Source organism: Sphingomonas sp. SORGH_AS_0879, from assembly GCF_030819175.1.
Taxonomy (GTDB): Bacteria; Pseudomonadota; Alphaproteobacteria; order Sphingomonadales; family Sphingomonadaceae; genus Sphingomonas.
This window is the reverse complement of record NZ_JAUTBJ010000002.1, coordinates 3,460,899-3,476,005: the sequence shown is the minus strand read 5'-3', so window position 1 is coordinate 3,476,005 and position 15,107 is coordinate 3,460,899. Positions and strand designations below refer to the sequence as shown.

The following is a 15,107-nucleotide window of genomic DNA, read 5'->3' as shown; positions in this document are numbered from 1 at the left end:
CGGTGTCGAACGGCGTCGCCAACATCACCAAGGCGGCGCTGTCGCTGACGGCCGCTGCCGACAGCAAGATCTACGACGGCACGACCACGTCGGGCGGTACCGTCACGGCGACGGGCCTGGTGTCGACCGATACCCTGACCTCGGCCACGCAGGCGTTCGCCAGCAAGGACGCCGGGACGCGTGCGCTGAAGGTCGCGAACTACGCGATCGACGACGGCAATGGCGGCGGCAACTATCTGGTCACGCTGGTCGACGCCAGCGGCACCATCTCGCGCAGGGACCTGACGGGCGAACTGACCGGCACGGTCAGCAAGATCTACGACGGTACCGACACCGCGACGGTCAGCGGATCGAACCTCACCGGCGTCGTTCGTGGCGATCTCGTCACGCTGTCGAGCACCAGCGCCACCTATGCCGACAAGAATGCCGGCACGAACAAGACGGTGACCCTGTCGGGCATGAGCCTGACCGGGACCGACGCCGACAATTACAGCCTTCTTTCGAATTCGACCTCGGCCGATATCGGCGCGATCATCGCGCGCACGGTCACAGTCGGAGTCTCGGGGCGCGGCGCCAAGACCTATGATCGCACGGCGACGCTCGGCACCAGCCAGTTGGGAACGCTGACCTTCACGGCGGCGGACGGCGATTCCGTTACCCATGACATGTTGCTGGCCGATGGCGTATCGCTCCTCACCTCGGGCGTCACGGGCACGCTGGCGGATCGGAACGCGGGGACGGCCAAGGGCGTCACGTTGACCGGGTATACGCTGTCGAACAATGGCGCGGGCAATTACGTTCTCGCGTCGAACACGGTGGCGGGCCTGGCCGATGTCTCCCGCGCGGCGCTGACGCTGACGGCGGCGAACGACAGCAAGACCTATGACGGCACGACCACGTCGGGCGGCAGCGTCGGCATCGCCGGCCTGATCACCGGCGACAGCGTGACTGCGCTCCAGCGCTTCGCCAACAAGGACGCCGGTTCGCGTGCGACGGTCGTCGACACCTTCACGCTCGATGACGGCAATGACGGTGGCAATTATGCCGTGACCCGGGTCGACGGCGTCGGCACCATTGCCAAGCGGATCGTCACGACGACGATGACCGCCAACAACAAGGTCTATGACGGGACCACCACGGCGACCGGCACTTTCGCCGCACTCACCAATATGGTGACGGGCGATTCGCTGGGCGTGAGCGCGACGCTCGACTTCGACACGCGAAATGCGGGCACCGGAAAGGTCGTGAAGGCATCGAACGCGAGCCTGACCGGTGCGGACTCGCGCAACTACACGCTGGCGACGATCGCCGATGGGGTGGCCGACATCACGAAGGCGTCGCTCATCCTGCGAGCGTCGAACGACAGTCGCGAGTATGACGGCTTCACCACGTCGATCGGTTCGGTCACGGCGATCGGGCTGATCGGCAGCGACAGTGCCAGCGCCAGCCAGTCGTTCGACAGCAAGAATGCCGGTGCGCGCACGCTGCGCGTCAATGCCGGCTATGTCGTCGACGACGGCAACGGTGGCGGCAACTATGCCGTAACCCTCCAGACTGCGGCGGGTGCGATCACGAAGCGCGTGCTCACCACCACCGTCGCGGTCGACACGAAGGAATATGACGGCACGACGGCGGCGACGGGTACGTTCGGCGACCTGAGCAATGTCGTCTCGGGCGATCGGGTCGACCTGACCGGGGGTACCCTGACCTTTGCCGACCGTAACGCCGGCACCGGCAAGGCGGTCAATATCACCGGCGCGGTGCTGAGTGGTACGGATGCGGCCAACTATGTCCTCAACAGCCTCGGCACCGGCACCGGTGCGATCACGGCGAAGGCGCTGACGCTCAACGCGGTCGCCGACACCAAGGTCTATGACGGCACCGACCGTTCGGCGGGTATCGTTCAGGCGGTGGGTCTGGTGAGCGGCGACGCCCTGATCGCGACGCAGACGTTCGATGCCAAGAACGCCGGGGCTCGTGCGCTGCAAGTGGCGACCTATGCGGTCGGCGACGGCAACGGCGGCAACAACTACGTCGTCTCGCTCGGCCAGGCGGTCGCGGGTGCGATCACGAAGAAGGTGCTGAGCGCCGACGTGACCGCCAACGACAAGGTCTATGACGGCACGACCACCGCGACCGGTACCATCAATGGGCTGAGCGGGGTCGTGGACGGCGACACGGTGTCGGTCGATCTGTCCAGTGGCGTGCTGGCGTTCCTCAACCGCGACGCGGGCACCGGCAAGGCGGTGACGGTCGGCGGGCTCACCCTTTCGGGCGTGGATGCCGACAACTACCAGCTTGGGGCGACGGCCAACGGTTCGGCCAACATCACCAAGGCCACGCTCACCCTGACGGCGAGCGGCGACACCAAGGTCTATGACGGCACGCGTCGATCGAATGGGACCGTGACCGTGACGGGCCTGGTGGGAAGCGATACCGCCACCGCGAGTCAGGCATTCGCGACCAAGAATGCCGGTGCGCAAACCCTGAGTGCCGATGTCTGGACGATCAGCGACGGCAACGGGGGAGGGAATTACCTCGTTACGAAGACCGACGCGGTCGGTTCGATCTCGCAAAAGTCCATCACCGGCGGACTGACCGGTGTGGTTAGCAAGGTCTATGACGGAACCGATACGGCCACGCTGACCGGCACCAATCTCGACGGCGTCATCGCGGGCGACCTGGTTTCCGTATCGGCGACCAGTGCGCGCTACGCCGACAAGAACCGTGGCACCAACAAGACGGTCACCGTATCGGGCATGACGCTGGGCGGCGACGATGCCGCCAATTACGTGCTGCAGTCGGCGGCTGCGTCCGCCGATATCGGCACGATCCTGGCGCGACAGGTCGCCGTGACCACGAGCGGCAGTGCCGCCAAGACCTATGATGGCCTGGATACCATCACGGCCGCGCAGTTGGGCTCGCTCGGGTTCGTCCTGGCGGATGGCGATGCCACGACTCAGGCCCTGCTCGCCGGGGAGAATGTTCGGGTCGATACGTCGACCGTGACGGGCCTGTTGGCAAACCGCAACGCCGGTAACGGCAAGATCGTCACCCTGTCGGGCTATACCCTGACCAATGACGCGGCGGGCAACTACGTCCTCAGCAACAATTCGGTCCAGGGTTCCGCTGACATCGCCAAGGCGGTGCTGACGCTGACGGCGAGTGCCGATAGCAAGATCTACGACGGGTTGCGCAGCTCGACCGGTGTGGTCGGGATCAGCGGACTGGTTACCGGTGACACCGCGGAAGCGACGCAGGCCTTCGCCAGCAAGAATGCGGGCGACCAGGCCCTCAGCGTGGACGGCTGGACGATCGGGGACGGCAATGACGGCGGCAACTACGCCGTCACCAAGGTCGATGCCGTCGGCACGATCGCCAAGAAGGTCCTGACGGGTCAGATCAGCGGCACCTTCAGCAAGGTGTATGACGGCACGGACACCGCCGTCCTGGCGGGTGCGTCGCTAGACGGCGTCGTCCGTGGTGACGATGTCGCGGTGTCGAGCACAGGCGCGACCTATTCGGATAAGAATGCCGGTAGCGACAAGACCGTGACCATCTCGGGCATGAGCCTGGGCGGCGCGGATGCGGCCAATTATGCCCTGCGCGCCGGTGCGGCGTCGGCGAACACCGGCACGATTCTGGCCCGGACGGTCACGATCGATGTGTCGGGCCGGGGTACGAAGACCTATGACGGCGGCACCGTGCTGGGAACGAACGAGCTCGGCTCGCTGGTCTTCCTGGCAGCGAGCGGGGACACGACGACGCAGTTCCTGATGGGGCAGGACGGGGTCAGCCTGGACACCTTAAGCGTGACGGGCGCGTTGGTGGATCGCAACGCGGGCACCGGCAAGAGCGTGACGCTGTCGGGCTATGGTCTCCTGAACAATGCCGTCGGCAATTACGTGTTGGCCTCGACCAGTGTCGGCGGGCTTGCTGATATTGCACGTGCGACGCTGGTGCTGACCGCTGCGGGCGATACGAAGACCTATGACGGCACTGTGACGTCCTCGGGCCTCGTCACGTCGACCGGGCTGGTGTCGGGCGATACGCTGAGCGGATTGGTCCAGGCGTTCGACAGCCGCAATGCGGGTGACCGGGCGTTGAAGGTCACCGGCTACACGCTCGACGACGGCAATCTGGGCGCGAACTATATCGTCCAGCTACAGGATGGCGTCGGCACTATCGCCAAGCGCCAGCTGACCACGAGCGTCACGGCGAACAATAAGGTCTATGACGGCACGGTCGCGGCCACCGGCACGTTCGGCAGGCTGAACAACCTGATCGCGGGCGACAGCGTGGCGGCGACCGCCACTCTCGCCTTTGCGGATCGCAATGCGGGCGCGGCCAAGGTCGTGACGGTGTCGGGCGCAGGGCTGACGGGCGCGGATGCGGGCAATTATACGCTCGCCGCCCTCGCCGACAGTGTGGCCGACATTGCCCGCGCATCGCTGGTCCTGAGCGCTTCGGCGGAGAGCCGCGAATATGACGGCTCACGAGCGTCGTCGGGCGTTGTTCGGGTGACTGGTCTGGCAACCGGCGACAGCGTCGTCGCCACTCAGTCGTTCGACAGCAGGAATGCCGGTGCTCGGACGATCAGCGTCGATGGCGGCTATACGGTCAGTGACGGCAATGGCGGCGACAATTACGTCGTCGCGCTGGCGAATGCTGCTGGTACGATCACCCGTCGCGTTCTCACCACGACGGTGAGCGTGGATACCAAGGAGTATGACGGCACGACGTCGGCGACCGGCACGTTCGGCACGCTGAACAATGTCGTCAGGGACGATAGTGTCAGCCTGTCGGGTGGCGTATTGACGTTCGCGGACCGCAATGCCGGGAGCGGCAAGGCGGTCAATGTGAACGGCGCAGCGCTCGGGGGAGCCGACGCCGCCAATTACGTGCTCAGCACCCTCGGCACCGGGACCGGCACGATCACGGCCAAGGCGCTGACCCTCAACGCCGTGGCGGATACGAAGGTCTATGACCGCCTGACCGCCTCGGCGGGTCGTGTGCAGGCAGTGGGCTTGGTCGCGGGTGATGTGGTCAACGCGACGCAGTCCTTCGACGATCGGAACGCGGGCGATCGCACGATTTCGGTCGATGGCGGCTGGGCGGTCGCCGATGGCAATGGCGGCAACAATTATGTCGTGACCATCGGCAACACGGCGTTCGGCACCATCCTGCGCAAGGAAGTGCAGGTCGGCTCTCGCGTCTCGGACAAGGTGTATGACGGAACCGTCGCCGCCACGGGCGTCGTGACCGGCCTGTCGGGCGTCGTGAGCGGCGACACTGTCAACGCGGACGGCACCGGCGTGTTCGCCTTTGTCGATCGCCATGCCGGTAACGGCAAGGCGGTGACGGTGAGCGGCATGACGCTGGCGGGCGCGGATGCGGACAACTATACGCTCGGTTCGGTCGCCAACGGCACCGCGAACATCGCCAAGGCGGTACTGACGCTGACGGCGAGCGGCGACACCAAGATCTATGATGGCACGCGCAGCTCGACCGGCGTGGTCGGGATCACCGGATTGGTCGGCAGCGACACCGCGGAAGCGACGCAGGCCTTCGCCAGTAAGAATGCGGGTAGCCAGGCCCTGAGTGCGGAAAGCTGGACGGTCGCCGACGGTAACGGTGGCGGCAACTATACGATCAGCAAGGTCGATGCCACGGGTACGATCTCCAAGAGGCAGCTGACGGGCGACCTGAGCGGCACGGTCAGCAAGGTCTATGACGGCACGACGACGGCGACGCTGCTGCCGGCCAATCTGGCGGGCGTGGTCGCGGGCGATGCGGTCACCGTGACCGCCACCAGCGCCGCCTATGCCGACAAGAATGCCGGCACGGGCAAGCGGGTGACGGTGTCGGGCATGGCGCTGAACGGCGCGGACGCGGACAATTACGTCCTGCAGTCGACCTCGACCTGGGCCGATGTCGGCGAGATCACCGCGCGTCAGGTGGTGGTCACCACCACGGGCCGCGGGGGCAAGGTCTATGACGGCGGCACCACGCTGGGCACGGGCCAGCTGGGCTCGCTGGTCTTCCTGGCGGCGGACGGGGATAGGGCGACGCGGGACCTGATGGTTTCGGACGGGGTCAGCCTGGACACCTTGAGCGTGACGGGCACGCTGGTGGATCGCAATGCGGGCACCGGCAAGGGCGTGACGCTGTCGGGCTATGGTCTCCAGAACAATGCCGCCGGCAATTACGTGCTGGCCTCGACCAGTGTCGGTGGGCTTGCCGATATCGCGCGTGCAACGCTGGTGCTGACCGCCGCAGGCGATGCCAAGACCTATGACGGCACGGTGGCGTCCTCGGGTCTTGTCACGTCGAGCGGGCTGGTGTCGGGTGATACGCTGAGCGGTTTGGTCCAGGCGTTCGACAGCCGCAATGCGGGTGACCGGGCCTTGAAGGTCACCGGCTATACGCTCGACGACGGCAACCTGGGCGCGAACTATGTCGTCCAACTGCGGGATGGCGTCGGCAATATCGCCAGGCGCGATGTCACGACCACGGTTACGGTCAACGACAAGGTCTATGACGGGACCAGGGCCGCGACGGGCAGCTTCGCGGCGCTTCGGAACGTCATTGTGGGCGATACCGTGAGTGCCACGGGCGTGATGACGTTCGCCGATCGCAACGCCGGATCGAACAAGCTGGTCACCATCAGCGGGGCCGGTCTGACGGGAGTAGATGCGGGCAATTACAACCTGTTGTCGCTTGGTACGGCTGCAACGGCGACGATCAGCCAGGCGGCACTGACGCTCGCTGCGACGACCGACATCCGTCAGTATGACGGCTCCACGGTCTCGACCGGGACGGTGCGGGCGATCGGCCTGGTCGGTGGAGACAGTGTCTCGGCGACCCAATCCTTCGACAGCAAGAACGCGGGCGCTCGCGCGATCACCGTCGACAATGGCTATGTGGTCAGTGACGGCAATAGCGGCAACAACTATGTCGTGACGCTGGCCGATGCGTCGGGTGCGATCACCCAGCGGATTCTCACCACCTCGGTTACGGTCGACGCCAAGGAATATGACGGCACGACCACCGCAACGGGGACGTTCGGTGGCCTCCAGAACGTCATCCGCAATGAGACGGTGACCCTTTCGGGCGGCACCTTGTCGTTCGCCGACCGCAATGCCGGCAGCGGCAAGGTCGTCAACGTGACGGGCGCCACCCTGGGCGGCGTGGATGCGGCCAATTATGTGCTGAGCACCATCGGCAATGGCACCGGCACGATCACCGCCAAGGCGCTGACGCTGAACGCGGTTGCCGACACAAAGGTCTATGATGCCACCAAGGCGTCGGCAGGACGTGTCCAGTCGGTGGGCCTCATCGCGGGCGACGTGGTCAACGCGACCCAGTCGTTCGACGGGAAGAATGCGGGCAGCCGGTTGCTGAGCGTGGATGGCGGCTGGTCGATCGCGGATGGCAATGGCGGCAACAACTATGTCGTGACCATCGGCAACACCGCTGCGGGCACGATTTCGCAAAAGCGGCTGCAAACGGGAGCGACCGTCAGCAACAAGACCTATGACGGCACGGTCGATGCGACGGGCGTGATTGGAAGTCTGATTGGCGTCATCGGAAGCGATGACGTCACCAGCAATGGCAGCGGGACTTTCGCCTTTGTCGATCGCCATGCCGGCACCGGCAAGGCCGTCACGGTCAGCGGGCTGACCCTGTCGGGCGCGGATGCGAGCAACTATGTTCTCGATAGCGTCGCCAATGGCACCGCGAACATCGCCAAGGCGGTACTGACGCTGACGGCGAGCGCCGATAGCAAGATCTATGACGGAACGCGCAGCTCGACCGGTGTGGTCGGGATCACCGGGCTGGTCGGCAGCGACACCGCAGAAGCGACGCAGGTCTTTGCCAGCAAGAATGCGGGTAGCCAGGCCCTGAGTGCCGACAGCTGGACGGTCGCCGACGGCAATGGCGGCGGCAACTACACGATCAGCAAGGTCGATGCCACGGGTATCATCTCCAAGAGGCAGTTGACGGGCGACCTGAGCGGTACGGTCAGCAAGGTCTATGATGGCACGACGACGGCGACGCTGCTGCCGGCCAATCTGGCGGGCGTGGTCGCGGGCGATGCGGTCACCGTGACCGCCACCAGCGCCGCCTATGCCGACAAGAATGCCGGCACGGGCAAGCGGGTGACGGTGTCGGGCATGGCGCTGAACGGCGCGGACGCGGACAATTACGTCCTGCAGTCGACCTCGACCTGGGCCGATGTCGGCGAGATCACCGCGCGTCAGGTGGTGGTCACCACCACGGGCCGCGGGGGCAAGGTCTATGACGGCGGCACCACGCTGGGCACGGGCCAGCTGGGCTCGCTGGTCTTCCTGGCGGCGGACGGGGATAGGGCGACGCGGGACCTGATGGGGCAGGACGGGGTCAGCCTGGACACCTTAAGCGTGACGGGCGCGTTGGTGGATCGCAACGCGGGCACCGGCAAGAGCGTGACGCTGTCGGGCTATGGTCTCCAGAACAATGCCGCCGGCAATTACGTGCTGGCCTCGACCAGTGTCGGTGGGCTTGCCGATATCGCGCGTGCGACCCTGATCCTGACCGCCGCGGGCGATGCCAAGACCTATGACGGCACTGAGGCGTCTTCGGGTCTTGTTACGTCGAGCGGCCTGGTGACGGGCGATACGCTGAGCGGTTTGGTCCAGGCGTTCGACAGCCGCAATGCGGGTGACCGGGCGTTGAAGGTCACCGGCTACACTCTCGATGACGGCAACCTGGGGGCGAACTATGTCGTCCAACTGCGGGATGGCGTCGGCAATATCGCCAAGCGTCAACTGACCACGAGCGTCACGGCGAACAACAAGGTCTATGACGGCACGGTAGCGGCCACCGGCACGTTCGGCAGGCTGAATAATCTGATCGTGGGCGACAGCGTGGCGGCGACCGCCACTCTTGCCTTTGCGGATCGCAATGCGGGCGCGGCCAAGGTCGTGACGGTGTCGAACGCCGGGCTGACGGGCGCGGATGCGGGCAATTATACGCTCGCCGCGCTTGCCGACAGTGTGGCCGACATCACCCGCGCATCGCTCGCGCTGACGGCCGTGGCGGACAATCGGCAGTATGACGGCACCACCGATTCCGCTGGTCTGGTCCTGACCAATGGCCTTGTGAGCGGTGACAGCGTCACCGGTCTTAGCCAGTCCTTCGATAATAAGAATGCCGGCGGCCGACTGCTCCGGGTCAACGGTCGTTATGTCGTTGCCGATGGCAATGGCGGCAACAACTATGTCGTGACGCTGGCGGATGCGTCGGGTGCGATCACCCAGCGGATACTCACCACCTCGGTTACGGTCGACGCCAAGGAATATGACGGTACGACCACCGCAACGGGGACGTTCGGTGGCCTCCAGAACGTTATCCGCAATGAGACGGTGACCCTCTCGGGCGGCACCTTGTCGTTCGCGGATCGCAATGCCGGCAGCGGCAAGGTCGTCAACGTGACGGGCGCCACCCTGGGCGGCGTGGATGCGGCCAATTATGTGCTGAGCACCATCGGCAATGGCACCGGCACGATCACCGCCAAGGCGCTGACGCTGAACGCGGTTGCCGACAGCAAGGTCTATGACGGTACGACCGGTTCGGCAGGCCGAGTGCAGGCTTTCGGTCTTGTCGGGGGCGACGGGTATAACGCGACCCAGTCGTTCGACGGGAAGAATGCGGGCAGCCGGTTGCTGAGCGTGGATGGTGGCTGGACGATCACGGATGGCAACGGTGGTAACAACTATGTCGTGACCATTGGTGCTGGTGCCAACGGCGTCATCACGCCCAAGCTGTTGCAGGCGAGCGCTTCGGTTAACGACAAGGTCTATGACGGCACGAAAGCCGCGACCGGCAGGGTCACCGGCCTGTTCGGGGTGCTCGGCGCCGACAGGGTCAGCGTCACCGGCAGCGGATCATTTGAATTCGTCGACCGCAACGCCGGGAACGGCAAGGCCGTGACGGTGGGTGGGCTTGTTCTGGACGGTGTCGATGCGGGCAATTATATGCTTGGCGCAACCGCCAATGGCACCGCGAACATCGCCAAGGCGGTACTGACGCTGACGGCGAGCGCCGATAGCAAGATCTATGACGGAACGCGCAGCTCGACCGGTGTGGTCGGGATCACCGGGCTGGTCGGCAGCGACACCGCAGAAGCGACGCAGGCCTTTGCCAGCAAGAATGCGGGTAGCCAGGCCCTGAGTGCCGAGAGTTGGACGGTTGCCGACGGCAATGGCGGCGGCAACTACACGATCAGCAAGGTCGATGCCACGGGTATCATCTCCAAGAGGCAGTTGACGGGCGACCTGAGCGGTACGGTCAGCAAGGTCTATGACGGCACGACGACGGCGACGCTGCTGCCGGCCAATCTGGCGGGCGTGGTCGCGGGCGATGCGGTCACCGTGACCGCCACCAGCGCCGCCTATGCCGACAAGAATGCCGGCACGGGCAAGCGGGTGACGGTGTCGGGCATGGCGCTGAACGGCGCGGACGCGGACAATTACGTCCTGCAGTCGACCTCGACTTCCGGCAATGTCGGCGAGATCACCGCGCGTCAGGTGGTGGTCACCACCACGGGCCGCGGGGGCAAGGTCTATGACGGCACCAACGCGCTCGGCGCGGGCCAATTCGGGTCGCTTGTCTTCCTGACCGCCGATGGCGACGCACTGACGCAGGGGCTGATGCGTGCGGACGGCGTCCGCCTCGATATCTCGGGGGTCACGGGTGTCCTCGCGGATCGTAACGCCGGGACAGGCAAGAGCGTGGACTTGACGGGCTATGTGCTCGACGGTGATACGAACGGCAACTACGTCCTGTCCGGAGCCCCCGCTCACGGCCTTGCCGATATCGCTCGCGCGCAGTTGACGCTGACGGCGGTGGCCGAAAGCAAGATCTATGACGGCACCGCGACGTCGACCGGCGCGGTGCTCGTCACGGGGCTGATGGTGGGCGATACCGTCACCGCCGGGCAGGCCTTCGACAGCCGCAACGCCGGCGCTCGGACGATCCGGGTCAATGGCGTGGCGCTTTCGGACGGCAATGGCGGCGACAATTATGTAGTGGCCCTGCGCAATGCCAACGGGACGATCGCCAAGCGCGATCTCGCCACGACGGTGACCGTCAACGACAAGGTCTATGACGGCACGACGACCGCCACCGGTCGCTTCGGTCCGCTCCAGAACCTGATCGCCGGTGACGATGTCTCCGCCCATGCCGCGATGAACTTCGTCGATCGCAACGCAGGCGCGAACAAGATCGTGACGATCGGGAGCGGCAGCCTGACCGGGGCGGATGCGGGTAATTACAATCTGGTTCCGCTCGGTTCCACCGCCACCGCGACGATCAACAGGGCGAGCCTGATCCTGACCGCCGGGTCCGATATTCGTCAGTATGACGGGACGACCTCGTCGGCCGGAACCGTCACCATGACCGGGCTGGTCGCCGGGGACCGCGTGAGCGGGCTCACCCAATCGTTCGACAGCAAGAATGCGGGTGCTCGCGTCCTTCGCATCGATCGCGGCTATGCCATCAGCGACGGCAATGGCGGTGACAATTACGTCGTCACGCTGTTCGATATCGCCGGCGCGATCACGCAGCGTGTGCTGACCACCGCGGTTTCGGTCGATAGCAAGGTCTATGACGGCACGCTGGCGGCCAGCGGTACGTTCGGCGACCTGCAGAACCTGGTGGTCGGCGACCGCGTGACCCTCTCGGGTGGTGCGCTCTCCTTTGCCGATCGCCATGCCGGTACCGGTAAGGCGGTCAACGTCACCGGCGCGGTTTTGAGCGGGGCGGATGCCGCCAACTATGTGCTGAGTGGCCTGGGCGTCGGTACGGGCACGATCACGGCGAGAGCGCTGTCTCTCAACGCCGTAAGCGACACCAAGGTCTATGACGGCACAAGGGGATCGGCCGCACAGGTGCAGGCGATCGGCCTGGTGGGCGGTGACGCTTTCTCCGCCACGCAGTCGTTCGACACCCGGAATGCGGGCAATGCCCTGCTGACGATCGATGGCGGCTGGACGATCGCGGACGGGAATGGCGGCAACAACTATGTCGTGACGACCGGCGGCCCGGTGAGTGGCCTCATCACGCCCAAGCTGTTGCAGGCGACCGGCGTGGTCAACGGCAAGGTCTATGATGGCACGACGGCGGCGACGGGTTCGATGACGGGCTTGTTCGGGGTGGTGACGGGAGACGATGTCGCCTTCTCGGGCAATGGCCTGTTCGCCTTTGTCGATCGCAATGCCGGCACGGCCAAGGCCTTGACCGTCAGCGGCGTGGCCCTGTCCGGCGGCGATGCCGGCAATTATGCTCTGGATCGCATCGCCTATGGAACGGCCGACATCGCCAAGGCGGTGTTGACGTTCACGGCGGTCGACGACGCCAAGACCTATGATGGCACGAACGCGTCGAATGGCGTGGTGGGCGTCACCGGCCTGGTGAACGGCGATACCTTGAGCGGCCTTGTCCAGACATTCGCAAGCAAGGATGCGGGCCATCGCAGCCTCGGCGCCACGGGCTGGACGATCAACGACGGCAATGGCGGAGGCAACTATGCCGTCGTCACGGTCGGTGCCGTCGGCACGATCGCGAAGAAGCGGTTGACCGGGCAACTCACCGGCGGCGTCGCCAAGACCTATGACGGGACGAGCGACGCAACGCTGCTCCCGGTCAACCTCGATGGCGTGATCGCGGGCGACGCGCTCGATCTCACGACCGCATCGGCGACCTATGCCGATCGCAATGTCGGGACGGGCAAGCGGGTCACGGTGTCGGGCATGGTCCTGGGCGGTACCGATGCGGCCAACTATGTGCTGTTGAATGACAGTGCTTCGGCCGATGTCGGCGCGATCACGCCGCGTCTCGTTTCGATCTCGGTATCCGGGCGTGGTGCGAAGACCTATGACGGCACCGATCTGCTGAGCGCCGGCCAGCACGGCTCGTTGGTCTTCCTGGCGGCGGATGGCGATACCACGACGCAGGCCCTGATGCTGGCAGACGGGATTGCCCTCGACATGTCCGGCGCGACCGGCACGCTTGGCGATCGCCATGCGGGAATGGGCAAGAGCCTTCTCCTCACCGGCTACGGTCTGAGCGGCAATGGTCTTGGCAATTATGCCCTTGCATCGGGCAATCTGACCGCCCTGGCCGATGTCGCCCGGGCCAGCCTGGTGCTGGCGGCGACGGGTGACACCAAGGTCTATGACGGCAGCCTGTCGTCGGCGGGTTCGGTCACGGCCTCCGGGCTGATCGGCAACGATCGGGTCAGTGCGACCCAGGCTTTTGATAGCCGGAATGCCGGCGACCGCCTGATCACGGTGAACGGCTTCAGCGTGGATGACGGCAATGGCGGCGACAATTATGTCGTCACGTTGCGCGATGCCGCCGGTACGATCACGCGCCGCACGCTGACCGCCGCGGTCAGCGTCCAGGACAAGATCTACGACGGTACGACCGGGGCTGTGGGCCGCTTCGGTTCGCTTGGCAATATGGTGTCCGGCGACGATGTCGCGGCGAGCGCATCCTTCGCCTTTGCCGATCGCAATGTCGGCGTGAACAAGAGTGTCACGCTGACGAATGCATCGCTCACCGGTGCCGATGCGGGCAATTACGTGCTCGCCCCGATCGCCAGCGGTACGGCTTCGATCGGCAAGGCCACGCTGACGCTCACGGCAAGTGGCGACAGCAAGGTCTATGACGGGACCGACGCGTCGAATGGCGCGGTCACGGTGAGCGGCCTGATGGCCGGCGACCAGGTGAACGGCCTGCGCCAAAGCTTCGACGGCCGGAACGCCGGCAACCGCACGCTGATCGTCGATAACTGGACGATCGATGACGGCAATGCCGGCGGCAATTACGCCGTGGTGAAGGTCGACGCGACGGGCGCCATCGCTCGCAAGCTGCTGACCGGGCAACTCACCGGGGCGGTCACCAAGCGTTATGACGGCACGACGACGGCCACGCTGTCGCCGGTCAATCTCGACGGCGTGGTCGCAGGCGATGCTCTGTCCGTCACGGCCGCCAGCGCCAGCTATGCGGACCGCAATGTCGGCACGGGCAAGAGGGTCACGGTATCGGGCCTGGCGGTGAATGGCGCTGACTCTGGCAACTACCTGCTGCAGAACACTGCCGTCTCGGCTGACATCGGCACGATCACGCCGCGCGATCTGCTGGTCACGCTCAACAACGTGTCGAAGACGCAAGGTCAGGTCGATCCGGCGCTGAGCTTCACGGTCGGCGGCGACGGGATGGTGTCCGGCGACAGTATGAGCGGCGCCGCGTCGCGCAGCGCTGGCGAAGGCGCTGGTACCTACACGATCAGCGGCGGCAGCCTGTCGGCGGGCTCGAACTATCGGGTGGCGTTCACGAACGGTGTCTTCACCATCAATCGCGGTTCCGATGATGGCATTCGTGTGATCACGCCCGAGGTCATCAGGGAGGCCGGCAGGCTTGGCAATCAGCTGCCGCCGGTGATGCGCGACGGCACCAACATTTCGGTCGTGTTCGGTTCGGGGGGCGGTTTGTGGTTCCCGAGCACGGATCCTTCGAATGGCACGGGTTCGGGCGGCTTCGGTTCGGCGGGCGCCGGGAATGGCAATGGCGGGAACGGCTTCTCCAACGGAAATACCGGATCGGGTGGCTTTGGTTCGGCAGGCGCCGGGAGCGGCAATGGCTCGAACGGGCTCTCGACCGGGAACGCAGGCTCCGGCGGATCGGGGTCCACCGCATCCGGCAGTGCCAGCGCCTCGGGCCGGAACGGGAACGCAAGCACCTCGAACGGCACCGGATCGTCGACCGACGAGGGCACCGGCACGAACCGGGGTGACGGTAACTCCAATGGCTCGGGCAATCGAGCGGACGGTTCGGGCAGCGGAGAGTCGACCGATCTGATGGGGCTGACCTGCGCGTCGGATCAGAACGGTTCCGCTCGCTGTGCACCGAGCAAGGGGGCCGGTCTTCCCTATCCAACCAACCGCGTCATCACGCCGACGATCCGCTTCATCGCCAGCCGCTTCTGACGGCAGGCCTCCCCCCAAGGGCAATAATCGCCCTGGGGGAGGCCGATCAGACGGCCGAAGCTCAAGTAAACC

1 protein-coding gene is annotated in these 15,107 nt (G+C 65.5%); it reads left to right on the top strand.

Going from position 1 to position 15,107, the window contains the following annotated elements:
- The first annotated feature begins 2 nt into the window (after window positions 1-2).
- Window positions 3-15,035: a YDG domain-containing protein gene (locus tag QE379_RS16325; protein WP_307002120.1), complete on the top strand. Its 15,033-nt coding sequence runs from the start codon at window positions 3-5 to the stop codon at window positions 15,033-15,035.
- Window positions 15,036-15,107: the final 72 nt, after the last annotated feature.